This window comes from Limosilactobacillus sp. (assembly GCF_041859915.1).
Lineage (GTDB): Bacteria > Bacillota > Bacilli > Lactobacillales > Lactobacillaceae > Limosilactobacillus.
In genome coordinates this window covers 14,180-27,346 of record NZ_JBFLGB010000018.1, presented here as the reverse complement: position 1 = coordinate 27,346, position 13,167 = coordinate 14,180, and the positions used below count along the sequence as shown (strand labels likewise).

Annotated in this window: 14 protein-coding genes; 13 read left to right on the top strand and 1 reads right to left on the bottom strand. The window is 41.9% G+C overall.

Annotation, left to right across the window (positions count from 1 at the left end; genetic code table 11):
* Nucleotides 1-383: 383 nt before the first annotated feature.
* Nucleotides 384-950 (bottom strand): cob(I)yrinic acid a,c-diamide adenosyltransferase, encoded by a 567-nt coding sequence (locus ACEYV4_RS04145; RefSeq protein WP_222258370.1) that lies wholly within the window; start codon nucleotides 948-950, stop codon nucleotides 384-386.
* A 351-nt stretch (nucleotides 951-1,301) separates the two neighbouring features.
* On the opposite strand from ACEYV4_RS04145, the gene ACEYV4_RS04140 reads away from it, so the two are divergent.
* From ACEYV4_RS04140 to ACEYV4_RS04080, 13 genes are read left to right on the top strand one after another with little or no spacing between them, the layout of a single operon-like run.
* Entirely contained in the window at nucleotides 1,302-2,390 is a 1,089-nt protein-coding gene (locus ACEYV4_RS04140) for a histidinol-phosphate transaminase (RefSeq protein WP_373842150.1), read from the top strand.
* Nucleotides 2,390-3,754 carry a cobyrinate a,c-diamide synthase gene (locus ACEYV4_RS04135; protein ID WP_222258372.1) on the top strand — a complete coding sequence of 455 codons (1,365 nt, stop codon included), beginning with the start codon at nucleotides 2,390-2,392 and terminating at the stop codon, nucleotides 3,752-3,754. Before ACEYV4_RS04140 ends, ACEYV4_RS04135 begins: the two co-directional genes overlap by 1 nt.
* On the top strand, nucleotides 3,751-4,713 hold the full coding sequence (gene cbiB, locus ACEYV4_RS04130; RefSeq protein ID WP_222258373.1) for an adenosylcobinamide-phosphate synthase CbiB: 963 nt from the start codon (nucleotides 3,751-3,753) through the stop codon (nucleotides 4,711-4,713). The genes ACEYV4_RS04135 and cbiB overlap by 4 nt, the downstream gene beginning before the upstream one ends.
* A 4-nt stretch (nucleotides 4,714-4,717) precedes the next feature.
* Complete coding sequence (locus ACEYV4_RS04125) at nucleotides 4,718-5,404, top strand: cobalt-precorrin-8 methylmutase (protein WP_222258374.1); 687 nt, start codon at nucleotides 4,718-4,720, stop codon at nucleotides 5,402-5,404.
* Complete coding sequence (gene cbiD / locus ACEYV4_RS04120) at nucleotides 5,385-6,536, top strand: cobalt-precorrin-5B (C(1))-methyltransferase CbiD (protein WP_222258375.1); 1,152 nt, start codon at nucleotides 5,385-5,387, stop codon at nucleotides 6,534-6,536. Before ACEYV4_RS04125 ends, cbiD begins: the two co-directional genes overlap by 20 nt.
* Nucleotides 6,533-7,135 carry a cobalt-precorrin-7 (C(5))-methyltransferase gene (locus ACEYV4_RS04115; RefSeq protein ID WP_367333501.1) on the top strand — a complete coding sequence of 201 codons (603 nt, stop codon included), beginning with the start codon at nucleotides 6,533-6,535 and terminating at the stop codon, nucleotides 7,133-7,135. The genes cbiD and ACEYV4_RS04115 overlap by 4 nt, the downstream gene beginning before the upstream one ends.
* Entirely contained in the window at nucleotides 7,128-7,682 is a 555-nt protein-coding gene (locus ACEYV4_RS04110; RefSeq protein ID WP_222258376.1) for a decarboxylating cobalt-precorrin-6B (C(15))-methyltransferase, read from the top strand. Before ACEYV4_RS04115 ends, ACEYV4_RS04110 begins: the two co-directional genes overlap by 8 nt.
* Nucleotides 7,683-7,697: 15 nt before the next feature.
* A complete protein-coding gene (locus ACEYV4_RS04105; RefSeq protein ID WP_283621015.1) occupies nucleotides 7,698-8,459 on the top strand; it encodes a cobalt-precorrin-4 methyltransferase in 762 nt (253 codons plus the stop codon).
* A gap of 3 nt (nucleotides 8,460-8,462) precedes the next feature.
* Nucleotides 8,463-9,518 (top strand): cobalt-precorrin 5A hydrolase, encoded by a 1,056-nt coding sequence (locus ACEYV4_RS04100; RefSeq protein ID WP_373842149.1) that lies wholly within the window; start codon nucleotides 8,463-8,465, stop codon nucleotides 9,516-9,518.
* 11 nt (nucleotides 9,519-9,529) lie between these two features.
* Entirely contained in the window at nucleotides 9,530-10,255 is a 726-nt protein-coding gene (gene cobJ, locus ACEYV4_RS04095) for a precorrin-3B C(17)-methyltransferase (RefSeq protein ID WP_373842148.1), read from the top strand.
* Complete coding sequence (gene cobK, locus ACEYV4_RS04090) at nucleotides 10,252-11,010, top strand: precorrin-6A reductase (RefSeq protein ID WP_283621017.1); 759 nt, start codon at nucleotides 10,252-10,254, stop codon at nucleotides 11,008-11,010. The genes cobJ and cobK overlap by 4 nt, the downstream gene beginning before the upstream one ends.
* The gene (gene cobA, locus ACEYV4_RS04085; RefSeq protein ID WP_283621018.1) at nucleotides 11,000-12,397 is read left to right on the top strand and encodes a uroporphyrinogen-III C-methyltransferase; all 1,398 of its coding nucleotides are present in this window, start codon (nucleotides 11,000-11,002) and stop codon (nucleotides 12,395-12,397) included. Before cobK ends, cobA begins: the two co-directional genes overlap by 11 nt.
* Nucleotides 12,390-13,157, top strand: coding sequence for a sirohydrochlorin cobaltochelatase (locus ACEYV4_RS04080; protein ID WP_373842147.1), 768 nt, complete (start codon nucleotides 12,390-12,392; stop codon nucleotides 13,155-13,157). The genes cobA and ACEYV4_RS04080 overlap by 8 nt, the downstream gene beginning before the upstream one ends.
* Nucleotides 13,158-13,167: the final 10 nt, after the last annotated feature.

The window sequence follows — 13,167 nt, the reverse complement described above, 5'->3', positions numbered from 1 at the left end:
AATTACCGCCTTACTCACAATAAACCTTAAATTTTTTTAAATAATTTTTTTTTTTTTTTTTTAATTTTGTTTATTTAAATTTTTTTAAATTTTTAAAATAATGTGGGGGGCGTGACAGTTTTTTTAAATAATGTGACACGCCCCTGCAAGTACAGATAGGCCTTCAGTGTTTGACCATACCGGTAATGGGGTGCAGCATAATCGGCAACTAAGACCAAGTGATTTTATAAATGTAAGCACCCAATAACTTCATGTATTGAAAAAGAGCGTCCTGCAAACACTTCAATCTTAATAGAGAGACTGCTTGTTGTGTTATTGAAGATTTGGTAGGTCGATTATGTACTGTCTTAATGATATATAAAATTTTGTAACTTTATTAAATATTACCGGAAGACATCTTTACTGTTGCGGTAAAGTGTTTCTTGATGATCCTCAAGCTGATTTGTATACCGAGCAGCAATAAAAAAGTAATCAGAAAGGCGATTAACGAAGATTAGGACTTCTTCGTTAATCGGCTTTTTTAATTTTAAAGCAACAATATTTCGTTCTGTCCTTCGGGTTACGGTTCGAGCGTAGTGTAGTGCAGAAGCAACTTGACTTCCACCAGGAAGAATAAATTTTTTCACTGGCTCAACTTGATCGTTGTAACTATCAATTTTCTCTTCCAACCATTTTACCGGTTTGGTACTGTCGAAAATAAATTGTTTTCGTTCCTCATTTTTAGGAGTTGCGAGGTCAGTTCCACAATCAAATAATAACTGTTGAATTTCTTCTAATTCGGAGTCTAGCATCTGTGTCTTCGGATTAAGAATTGACCGTATATAGCCCACCCACGAGTTGAGTTCATCAACGCTTCCATATGCCTCAACGCGTGGGTCAGATTTATATAAGATTTCTTTGCCGATAATTCTCGTTTGACCGCGGTCACCATTTCTTGTGTAGATTTTCATTTTTGGTACCTCCGTTTCTTAATTAGATTATCCATTATTTATACATCTGACAAGTCTAAATTTCATTAATTAGCCCTTAATAAAGCCACCATCAGTTAAAAATATTATTATTTTTGAGGTGAATTAGTGTAAAAAGGCGAAGCTTAAACTAGTATATCACTACTTAATATTGTGTTCTTCGCATGAGCTGAAGGGAATTTTGCCAAAATTAGCGTTTTTTGGCAGAATCTAAATGATTACTAGTAATATATTTACTTCTGTTTACAAGGCTATTGTCGACATTACGTGAATGTATTAACTTAATAAATAAATGGAGAAAACGTTTTCGTATAGAAATGAGCGGGTGATTTCATGAGAAATAAGGTTCATCATGGCGGGAATATTGAAAAAGTTGCGGAAGCTTTAGGGGGTTCAGTAGAAGAGATTAGGGACTTTAGTGCGAATATTAATCCCCTTGGTTTTCCTCAAGAACTACAAACGATTTTTTCCCAAGGTCCGATGATTGCAACTGTTTATCCTGACCCGACGTACGCAGCGTTAAAGCAAGCGATTGCTAATCAATTCGCTGTTAATCCTGGAGATGTTTTTGTTGGAAATGGGGCAACAGAAGTGTTGGATGAAGCCATATGTGCTGGACAGGCAAGTAATGCCCTTATTTTAGCGCCAACTTTCGGTGAATATGAACGACTATTTAAACGGCAGGGGACTAAAGTTCATTACTACCTTTTAAAAGAGGAAAATAACTTTGCTTACAAGACTGATTCGATGATTAACTTTCTGGTTGAACATCCAGAAATTACAACGATCTGTCTTACTAACCCTAATAATCCAACCGGTCAACTGGTCTCACTGTCAGAGATGCGAAAGCTAGTGGACTTTTGTAATGGACATCGCCGCTTACTAATTCTTGATGAATCCTTTATCGACTTGACGGTTAATCAGCAGTTAAGTTTTGTTAATGCGCTTCAGCCTGAGGACCATGTATATGTCATTCGTGCAGCAACTAAGTTTTTTGCAATTCCCGGACTTCGGCTAGGTTACTGTATTACTAAAAATCCAGAATTAAAGAAAAATTTGCATGCTCAGGAAGATACCTGGTCTGTTAATGGTCTTGCTGATGCTTTTGGTCGGAAAATGTTTCAAGCCCGGGACTACATTAACCGTACCCATGCTTGGTTAAACGAGCAACAACCGACACTTAAAAAGAAATTGCAGGAGTTAACGGGGATAAAGGTCTTTCCAAGTATGACAAATTTCTTCCTCTTTAAGATTGATTGTCCAAACTTACGCGAACAAATGATGCATAAATTAGTTATGATTCGGCAGTGTGATGACTATGTTGGCCTGGGTAGTGACTACTACCGGGTTGCTGTTAAGAGTGCGGAGGATAATGCCTACCTTATTTGGGCACTAAAAGAAGTAGTGGGTAGTGATAAATAATGAAGAAAATTTTAATTGCTGGGGTAACCAGTGGCTCTGGGAAAACCACCACCGTGCTTGGCATTTTAAAAGCACTACACGAAAAATACCAGATTCAATCATATAAGGTTGGCCCTGACTATATTGACACTAAATTTCATACACGGATTACAGGACGGCCAGCTCGCAACCTTGATAATTACCTTGTTCCTGATGCTCAGACCCTTCGCTACCTTTTTACAGCTGGCACTGATGGCCTTGACTTAGGAATTGTAGAAGGGGTAATGGGACTTTATGATGGCCTCGGGACGGATAAGGATGCATATTCAACAGCTAGTATTGCTAAGCAGCTTGATATTCCGGTAATCCTAGTCATTAATGCTCGGGCGACGTCGACTTCCGCGGCGGCTATCTTACAAGGCTTTCTGGATTTTGATTCAGATGTGCCAATCTGTGGGGTGATTATCAATAACGTTATGAGCGCAAATCATTATCAATTGGTTGCTGGTGCGATTAACCGTTATTTACACCTGCCTGTCTTAGGCTATTTGCCACATAATCCCAAGCTTGCCCTCCCATCTCGTCAGCTGGGTCTCGTTCCTGATGATGAGTTAGCAGGGGTTGATAAAAAGATTGCTTTAATTGCTAAGGAGGTAAAAACTCACGTTGACCTTCCTAAGCTGGTCAGCCTAGCAAAGGATACCGGTCCCGAACAGGCAGATCCATTTAATATTCCGCGCGTAAAGTTACGCCTTGGCATTGCTCAGGATGAGGCCTTTAACTTTTACTATGCAGATAATCTAAAGTTGCTGAAAAAAGCAGGAGTAACATTAGTCCCGTTTAGCCCGCTGAATGATCAGCATCTGCCCGATGTTAATGCTCTTTACTTTGGTGGCGGCTACCCGGAGGAATTTGCCGCTCAGCTTGCCGCTAATGATTCATTACGGGTGGAAATTAAGAGGTTCTCACAGCAAAATAAGCCAATCTACGCTGAATGCGGTGGCTTAATGTACCTGGGAAAGTTTTTACAAGAGGGCAATCAGCAGTACCCGATGGTAGGTATTTTTAATGGGAAGAGTGAGATGACTTCCCGGTTGCGTAAGTTCGGCTATTGCATTGCAACCTCGCGGCAAGATACTTTGATTGCAGAAAAAGGGTGCAAAGTAGTTGGGCACGAATTCCATCATTCAACTTTTGCACCACTGGATGATACGTGTCGACCGGTCCTGACAATGAAAAAGATTCGTGACCACCAGCTCGTTGATACATGGAACGGTGGTTATCAACTACGACAAACTTTTGCAAGCTATCTCCATGTTCACTTTTATCAAGACCAGCGATTATTTATAAAGTTCTTGCAGAGACTGGGAGCTGAGTATCAATGAAAATTGTAATTATGGTAGCCCTTGCTTTCGGACTGGACCTTCTCCTTGGTGACCCACATTCATGGCCACACCCGATTAAAGCGATTGGGCACCTGATTGCTTGGTTGACAAAAAAGTTTAATCAGCCGGCCTTTTCTACGAGCCGTCGGAAGCAATTAGGAGTTCTTACCTGGCTAATTACAGTTGGCGGAGCTGGCCTGATTATTGCTGGCATTATGTGGTTGGCAGCAATCAATGATTACCTTTACATGGCTGTTGGCACCTACTTGTGTTATACATGTCTGTCAGCGCGACAGCTAGCAATTGAGACTGAAAAAATTATGAAAAGTTTACAAAACAATGATCTGCAAATGGCTCGTCACCAGGTTGGGATGATTGTTGGTCGTGATACCGATTCACTTAGTGCAGAAGAAGTTACTAAGGCAGCCATTGAAACGGTCGCAGAAAATACTAGTGATGGGGTGATTGCTCCCTTGTTTTATCTCGTAATTGGGGGACCAGTTTTAGGAATGATGTACAAAGCAATCAATACCCTAGATTCAATGATTGGATACCGCAATGAAAAATATCGAGCGTTCGGCGAATTTTCTGCAAAGGTCGATGATATTGCTAACTATTTGCCAGCTCGAATAACTTGGTTATTACTGATTATCAGTAGCTGGTTGCTTCATGACGATACCAAGGAAGCAATTGCAGTCGGTGAACGTGATTGTGAAAAGCACCTTAGTCCTAATAGCGCCTTTAGTGAAGCAGTGGTGGCGGGTGCCCTCCACCTTCAATTGGGCGGACCGCATTACTACTTTGGTCAGTTAGTAAGGAAACCGTACATTGGTAATGATCACTTAGTAATTGCGGCTAATTGGCATTTAAGGCGTACAATCACGATGCTATACATGTCATCAGTAATTGGATTGATAACGTTTGAATTAATTCGTCTACTAGTAATAGTTTGGGAGTGAAAAAATGGAAAAAGCAGGATATATTACGATTCCCCACAAGATAACAGATCGTAGTTTTCAGATAATTCAAGAAGAAATCAATCGAATTGATCCTAATTATCAATTTGACGGCCCCCTTCAAGAGGCCGTAATAAAACGGGCAATCCATACGACGGCAGACTTTGATTATTTAAAGAATTTGAAGTTTACGCACGGTGTTTTGAATAAGTTAAAGAATGTTTTAGAAAATAAGGGAACTATTTATACTGACACAACAATGGCTTTGTCGGGGATTAATAAACGCCGCCTGGATAAGCTAGGTGTGCATTACCACTGCCTAATCCGCGACCCCCGGGTAATAGCAATGGCTCAGAAAAAAGGAATTACGCGTTCGATGGCAGCAATTGAAGTTGCAGCTAGTGAAGGCACCTCGGCGAAAGTTTTTGTAGTTGGTAATGCCCCTACTGCCCTCTGTAAGATTATTGAAATGGTTAAAGCCGCGAAACTAAAGGTATCAGCAGTTATTGGTGTTCCCGTTGGCTTTGTTGAAGCGGCTGAAAGTAAGCAAGCGTTGTATGAATCAGATATTCCAGCGATTGTTGCTCTTGGTCGTAAGGGAGGCAGTAATTTAGCAGCGGCTCTTCTTAATGCAGTGATGTATAACATGGATATTGAGAAAATGGGTGATGAATATGGCCGTCACACCAAATAATGACGCTGAGGATAACTTTGTTTACTACAATGGTCGAAAGTTGCGCAAGGGCTTTACGACCGGAACTACTGCTACTGCAGCAACAGTTGCAGCAATCAGGACCCTGCTAAATCAAGAACCACAAGACACCGTAACGGTTCACGCAGCGAATGGTAAAGTAGCCATTTTTGGTGTGGAACAAACTAACTTTGATAAAAGTAAGGCTAGCTGTGCAATTAAGAAAGACGGCGGTGATGACCAAGATGCAACGGATGGGGCCCTAATATTTGCAACGGTTGAATTGCGGACGGACAATGAAATTCACCTTGACGGTGGGGAAGGGGTTGGTCGTGTAACAAAAGCTGGTTTAGCAAATCGGCCGGGAATGCCAGCAATCAACCCGACCCCCCGTCGGGTAATCAAAGAGGCAGCTAGAAAAGAACTCGGTGCCAACCGGGGAGCAGATATTATTATTTCAGTCCCTGAAGGTAAAAGAATCGCTAAGTTGACTTATAACCCTAAACTAGGAATTGTCGGGGGAATTTCAATCTTAGGAACCAGTGGAGTTGTAACACCAATGTCCGAATCTAGTTGGAAGCATTCGATTTCAATTGAAATGAACATTCATCGTAAACGCGGTGATCAAGCACTTGTCCTTGTCCCTGGTAATTATGGTGAAGACTTTGCTAAAGATGAACTTGGTATTTCTGAAGCAAAAATTGTTCAGATGAGTAACTTTGTCGGCTATGTTCTCCATGAAGTGCAACGTCTTAAGTTTAATAAAATATTGATTGTTGGGGATCTTGGGAAAATGATTAAAGTTTCTGCCGGTATTTTCTCTACTCATAGTAAGGATGCGGATGCACGGGCAGAAGTGATGGTTGCTAACCTTGCGTTGATGGGTGGAGTCCCAACTGAATTTCTCCGTCAAATTTACGGCTGCTTGACGACAATCTCCATGATTAAACTAATTAATGAAGCAGGTTACCAAGGGGTATATCAGATAATTGTTGATAAGATTAAGCAACGGGCAGAGAAACTACTTGCCCATCGGGAACCTCATGTTACCGTTGATGCAGTTATCTTTTCCCGGGAAAGTGGCTTTCTGGCTGCTAGTAAGCCGATAGAAGAGATTAAAGGTGAGTGGCAATGATAACAGTTCTAGGAATTGGCCCTGGAGATCGTAAGCTATGTTTATTGGGGACAGAAACTTACCTTAAGCAGGCGGATACCGTGATTGGATCACCTCGTCAACTAGCCCTTTTTCCCGGGATCCCTCAAGAAAAGCAATTAAGGTTACCACGGCTCACAGCCTTGAAAGAATATTTGGTGCAAAATAAGACGCGGTCAATCGTACTCTTAGCATCTGGGGACCCGCTATTATATGGCATCGGAACATGGGTAACCAAGAATTTCTCCAAACAGCAAATTCAAATTATTCCGGGGGTTAGTTCAATCCAATATATGTTCCATTGCCTACACTTATCAATGAACGATTGCTATTTAACAAGCAGTCATGGTCGTCAACCTGATTTTGACTTCTTACTCCGCCATGACAAAGTGGGCATGGTCACTGATACACAATTGGGGCCGTATGAAATTTCCCAGGAAATAAAGAAACGTGGTCTGCACCGGATAATCTATGTTGGTGAAAACCTGAGTTATCCAGATGAACAGATAAGCCGTTTTGATGAATCAAACGTTGAGCGTCGTGAATATGGAATGAATGTGGTGATTATTATAAATGCGTGATGAAGACTTTTTAAGGAACCGGGTACCGATGACTAAATCAGAGGTGCGGGCAATTAGCATTGATAAATTAGGATTAGGAAATAAAAGGTCTTTCCTTGATATCGGTGCTGGTACAGGAAGTGTTAGTGTCCAAGCCGCTCATGATTTTAAGAAATTAGCAGTTACCGCAATTGAAATGAACCCGGATGGAATTGACATTATTAAGCAGAATATCAAGAAGTTTAACCTGACCAATATTAATTTAGTCACAGGAACTGCTCCAATTGACATTCCTGATCAACAATATGACGCAATTTTTGTTGGTGGTAGTGGATCACAATTGGCCCGGATTATTAACTTTGCTAGTGGTCATCTACCGGTAGGGGGAACGATTGTACTGAACTTCATCCTATTTGAAAATGCAATGCAAGTAGAAAAACTGCTAGAAAAAGCTGGTTTTAAGAATATCGAAATGGTTGAGGTTGGTGTTCTTCGTTGGCACCAGCTCGGGAAAGGTCATTTCTTTAAACCCAATAATCCAACAATCATCGTTAGTGCAAATAAATAGAAAGGATTGATATAAATGGCAATTGTAAGTTTTGTAGGTGCAGGCCCTGGTGAGACGGATCTAATAACATTAAAGGGGTATAAATTATTGGCCGCCGCTGACGTTGTTATTTATGCAGGATCATTAATTAACAAGGAATTACTTAACTATTGTAAGGATGGGGCCGAACTATATGATAGCGCCAAGATGACCCTTGATGATATTGTTGATCGAATGGAAGAAGCGGTTAAGGCAGGAAAGTCAGTTGTCCGTTTACAAACTGGTGACTTTTCAATCTATGGTTCCATTCGGGAACAAATTGAAGAGATGAAAAAGCGGGGAATTAATTATCAATGCGTTCCTGGAGTTAGTTCCTTCCTCGGAGCAGCCTCGAGTATGGGGGTCGAATACACAGTCCCGGAAGTAGCCCAGAGTGTGATTATTACTCGGATGGCGGGGCGGACACCGGTACCGGAAAAAGAATCTTTAAAATCACTGGCCCAGCACCAAACTTCGATGGTGATTTTCCTTTCTGTTCAGGGCATTAAGAAAGTTGTTGCCCAACTGGAAGAAGGTGGCTACCCAGCTGATACACCAGCAGCTGTTATCTACAAGGCAACCTGGCCGGATGAAAAAGAAGTCCGGGGGACACTAGCAGATATTGCTAATAAGGTCCACGATGCTGATATTCGGCGGACCGCCCTAATCATGGTTGGAAAGTTTCTTGGGGATGAATATAACTATTCACACCTTTACGATGCCAGCTTTAGTACAATGTTTCGAAAGAAGAGTAAGTAGGGGATGAAGCGATTTGGAATTATTGCGTTAACAAGCAGTGGTGCTCATACTGCGCGACAGCTATTGACGCAACTTCAAAGTAATCAACGCCAAGTCAGCCTGTACTTACCCCAACGGCTGGCACGAGAAACGGAGAATTATTATTGTAAAGGTGACTTTGCAGCAGCTATTCATCACTTATTTAAGGAATACGATTGTGTTGTTTGCATAATGGCTACCGGGATTGTTGTCCGTTCTCTAGCCGGAATAATTGTTGATAAGACCGTTGATCCAGCAGTTATTGTAATGGATGAACAGGCCAACCATGTTATTAGCCTATTATCGGGTCACGTCGGCGGAGCGAACGAATGGGCGGGGCTAATTGCTAAATTAACCGGTGCAGATCCGGTAATTACGACGGCAACTGATACAGAACACGTTCAGGCGATAGACGTTTTAGCAAAACAACTAAATGGTTGGTACCCCAACTTTAAAGAAAATACTAAGGCTTTAAACCGTTTGTTGGCGGAAAATAAACCGGTTGAATTGTATATTGAACCGTATTTAAAACGGTATGTTAATTCATTAAGCGGCTTTACGGTCCTTAATGAAATTACCACTCATCAGGAGGGGGTACCTTTAGTAATTGTTTCCGATCGGGGAAACTTTACGAAGATTCCAGAGGCAATTCAAATTATTCCCCGGGTTAATGTTCTTGGCATTGGCTGCCGAAAGGATATTACTAACGAAATGATGCAACAGGCGTTTGAAGAATTTACCCGGCAACATGACTTGTTGTGGTCTTCAATCAGTCAAGTGGTGTCAATTGATATTAAACGAACGGAAGGTGCAATCCAATATATTGCGCAAACAATTGGTGCGGACCTTGAATTTTTTACAGCAAGACAGCTATTCCCGGCCAGTAAGCACTATCCAAGCTCACTATTTGTTTTGAAAACTGTTGGTGTAGGTAATGTTGCGTGTGCAGCAGCTGATTTTGCCAGTGGTGAACGGGTAGTAACTGAACGATACGCAAATCATGAAATTACGATGGCATTAAGCCGGCGACATGAAATCTAGGAGGAAAGCAAATGTTATACATAGTTGGACTTGGACCAGGATCCAAAGAGTTAATGACAGAAGAAGCACGTCAAGTAATCGAAAATACCCATACAATTGTCGGATACGTTACATATATTCACTTAATTGAAGACATGCTTGAGGGAAAAGAGCTTGTTGTAACAGGGATGCGTGGTGAAATTGACCGCTGTAAAAAGGCTCTTGAAATTGCGGCTAGCGGTAAAGACGTTGCCATCATTTCAAGTGGGGATGCCGGAATCTACGGAATGGCAGGTTTAATCCTCGAACTAGCGGGTAAGATGGACCAACATATTGATGTCAAAGTAATCCCTGGTGTAACGGCAAGTATCGCTGCTGCAGCCCACCTTGGTGCACCATTAATGAATGATTTTTGCCATATCAGTTTAAGTGACCTGATGACCCCGTGGGATGTGATTACTAAGCGAATAGATGCTGCCGCCAAGGCTGACTTTGTTATCTGTTTGTATAACCCTCGCAGTAAAGGTCGTCCCCATCACCTGCGGAAAGCCTTGGATATTATCTTAAAGTATAAATCACCCGATACCGTTGTCGGAGTCGGTAAAGATGTTGCCCGGCCTAAGGAAATTGATAAGGTGACAACAATTAAAGACTTAGATGAAACAGAAATTAATATGACATCAATCGTAATTGTTGGTAATAAGAACACTTACGATCAAGACGGCCGGATGATTACTCCGCGAGGGTACACGCTATGATTTTACTGCTAGGTGGAACCAGCGAAAGTCTCGCAGTTGCAGATTGTTTAGCAAAAAATAGGTTGTCCTTTATCGTTTCTGTCGTTAGCGACTACGGGGTCGAATTAGCGAGTGCGCATGCAAAACGGGTGGTTAAAGTAACCTTTACAGAAGCAAATTTTACGCAGTTCTGTCTTGCCCACCAAGTTAACTTCATCATTGACGCTACTCATCCTTTTGCCCGAGTTATTTCACAGTTGGCAATTAACGAAGCCGCCAAACTGGGTATCCCTTATCTACGTTTTGAACGCCAAAATATTTATCGTGCTGACGCTTCACTGAAGATGGTTGATTCGCTTGAGGAAGCTTGCCGGTATTTAAAACATCTTGAAGGCGTAATTTATCTTTCAACAGGTAGTAAAACAGCTCCTGATTACGCAGCAAGGCTAGGAGTTAAGCAGTTACATATCCGTGCCTTACCAACGACACGGGTAATGGAAAAACTGACGTCGGCAGGCTTTGTTGCCGCTCAAATCGATGCAATTCAAGGCCCTTTTTCCACTGATTTAAACGTTGCATTGTTCAAGCATGCAACAGCAAAAGTCGTAGTAACTAAAGAAAGTGGTCGACAGGGTGGCATTCAAGAAAAAATCGCGGCTTGCCAACAGTTAGGAATTCCCTGCGTTATTATTCGTCGGCCTCACTTAAACTATCCGCAGAAAGTTGAAAAGATTGATGAGCTGCAAGCATATTTGGAGGAACACAATGAATGGTAGAGTAACACTTCTGGGTGCAGGTCCAGGAGATCCAGAATTATTAACCTTGATTGGGAAACGGCGGTTAGCTGAAGCAGATGTAGTTTTGTATGACCGCCTAGTCGACCCCTCCTTATTAGCATTCACTAATAGTCAAGTGAAATTGGTTGATGTCGGTAAGCTTCCCCAACATCATAAGGTTAAGCAGACACGAATTAACCAATTGCTAGTCAATTATGCCAGAGTAGGTAAAAAAGTTGTTCGACTTAAAGCCGGCGATCCCTATGTCTTTGGGCGGGGTGGTGAAGAAGCTCAAGTCTTGGAACAAGAAGGGGTAGACTTTGAAGTGATACCTGGAATTACTAGTGCGATCGCAGGTTTAGCGGCAGTTGGTATTCCAATCACCCACCGTGACTTTGCTTCTAGTTTCCATGTCATCACTGGACACCATAAAAAAAACGGTCAAAAGCAGCTAGACTGGGAAAATATTGCCCAACAAGAAGGAACTATTGTCTTTTTAATGGGGATGGCCCAGCTGCCCAAGATTTGTACGGCGCTGATAAAGCATGGCAAGGATAAGAAAACTCCAGTAGCGATTATTCAGTGGGCAACACAATGGCGGCAAAAAATGGTTATCGGGGATTTAACGAATATTAACGAATTAGTTAAAGAGCACCAGCTTTCTTCACCGGCTTTGATTGTTGTTGGCGAGGTGGTTACTTTAAGCAAACAGCTGAATATTCACCGTCCGCTACAAGGATTGCATGTTTTGCTCCCGTATAGTAAGCAGCATAGGTTATTTAATCAGCTTGTCGATCGCGGGGCAACTGCTGATTTCTACCAGCGTGCGGTTAAAGTGCCACAGGAGGTTAATATTTCGGCCGTGGAAAATGCTAAATTAATTGTTATTGATAGTGTTGCAGCAGCGCACCGGTTAATTACTATCCTGACTGCTAATGGTAGCGACTTACGGACCTTAGCTGGAAAGACAATCGTTGCCCTAAACCATGCCGTTGCCCATCATTTACGAACAATAGGGCTAATTGCTGATGGGACGTTGCCTGACGTTAATCTACCTGCTGACTATGTCGAAGTTGGTGGCGAAAAACCACAGACAAGTGCTGGGACTTTCCTTAGTCTTTACCAAAAGGTTAGTCGATGTGATTCACTGCCATTTGAATTGGGGGAGTTTAACGCAGTTATTTTTCCAAGTATGGATAGTTTAGCTGACTTTGCCCAATTGCTAACGCCTAAACAAGAACACCAGTTGATGACAATTAAGGCGTTCGTAATGGGGCCCAAAATTTCCCAAGTTGCTAACCAGCTAACCTTTCAAAAGGTAATTGAGTGTCAACCAAGTATTGACGAGACAGTCAAAAGGATAGAGGAGGAATTTGGGCGTGACTAAAAAAGCAATTTTAGCAGTCAGTTTTGGAACCACTTTTCCAAAGACTCGGGAAAAAACAATTGGAGCAACGGAAAGGGCGTTAAAAAAGGCCTTTCCTGCTTATGATGTTTTCCGTGCGTTTACTTCCCGGATTGTGCGCGCACGGGTTGCCAAAAATGAGGGGCAGGTATTTGATGACCCGGCAACGGCACTGGACAGGCTTAGCAACCAGGGATACGGGGAAGTGATTGTTCAATCCTTCTATATCATTCCAGGAATTGAGTATGGACAGTTAAAACAGGTTGTTAATACCTACCAGAGTAAATTTAAAAAGCTTAAGCTAAGTCAACCGCTTTTAGATACATTTGACGATTTCCAAATGCTTACTTACTTTATGGAAAAACAAAGTGCTTCTCTGCCAGCGGGGGAAGCAATCTTATGGATGGGACACGGGACAGCGCATAGTTCATTTACTACGTACGCCTGTTTGGACCATATGTTAGCGGGAACAAAAAGCTATGTTGGGGCAGTTGAAAGCTACCCTGACATTACCGATGAACTTACCCGCCTCAAACATGCTCAAATAAAAAAAGTTTATTTACAGCCATTGATGATGGTCGCTGGTAATCATGCCCATAATGATATGGCCTCTGATAACCCGCACTCGTGGAAGAGTATTGTTGATGCTAACAACATTGATGCTCAGCCACGTCTTAAAGGATTGGGAGAGTATCCAGAAATTCAACAGTTATTTATTGAAAAACTAAGTAAATTAATTTAAAGGAGGGGAA

What these genes read in the sequence shown, in the direction of transcription:
- ACEYV4_RS04145 (WP_222258370.1), bottom strand. Translation starts at nt 950, where the DNA reads ATGAAAATCTACACAAGAAATGGTGACCGCGGTCAAACGAGAATTATC.
- ACEYV4_RS04140 (WP_373842150.1), top strand. Translation starts at nt 1,302, where the DNA reads ATGAGAAATAAGGTTCATCATGGCGGGAATATTGAAAAAGTTGCGGAA.
- ACEYV4_RS04135 (WP_222258372.1), top strand. Translation starts at nt 2,390, where the DNA reads ATGAAGAAAATTTTAATTGCTGGGGTAACCAGTGGCTCTGGGAAAACC.
- cbiB (WP_222258373.1), top strand. Translation starts at nt 3,751, where the DNA reads ATGAAAATTGTAATTATGGTAGCCCTTGCTTTCGGACTGGACCTTCTC.
- ACEYV4_RS04125 (WP_222258374.1), top strand. Translation starts at nt 4,718, where the DNA reads ATGGAAAAAGCAGGATATATTACGATTCCCCACAAGATAACAGATCGT.
- cbiD (WP_222258375.1), top strand. Translation starts at nt 5,385, where the DNA reads ATGGCCGTCACACCAAATAATGACGCTGAGGATAACTTTGTTTACTAC.
- ACEYV4_RS04115 (WP_367333501.1), top strand. Translation starts at nt 6,533, where the DNA reads ATGATAACAGTTCTAGGAATTGGCCCTGGAGATCGTAAGCTATGTTTA.
- ACEYV4_RS04110 (WP_222258376.1), top strand. Translation starts at nt 7,128, where the DNA reads ATGCGTGATGAAGACTTTTTAAGGAACCGGGTACCGATGACTAAATCA.
- ACEYV4_RS04105 (WP_283621015.1), top strand. Translation starts at nt 7,698, where the DNA reads ATGGCAATTGTAAGTTTTGTAGGTGCAGGCCCTGGTGAGACGGATCTA.
- ACEYV4_RS04100 (WP_373842149.1), top strand. Translation starts at nt 8,463, where the DNA reads ATGAAGCGATTTGGAATTATTGCGTTAACAAGCAGTGGTGCTCATACT.
- cobJ (WP_373842148.1), top strand. Translation starts at nt 9,530, where the DNA reads ATGTTATACATAGTTGGACTTGGACCAGGATCCAAAGAGTTAATGACA.
- cobK (WP_283621017.1), top strand. Translation starts at nt 10,252, where the DNA reads ATGATTTTACTGCTAGGTGGAACCAGCGAAAGTCTCGCAGTTGCAGAT.
- cobA (WP_283621018.1), top strand. Translation starts at nt 11,000, where the DNA reads ATGAATGGTAGAGTAACACTTCTGGGTGCAGGTCCAGGAGATCCAGAA.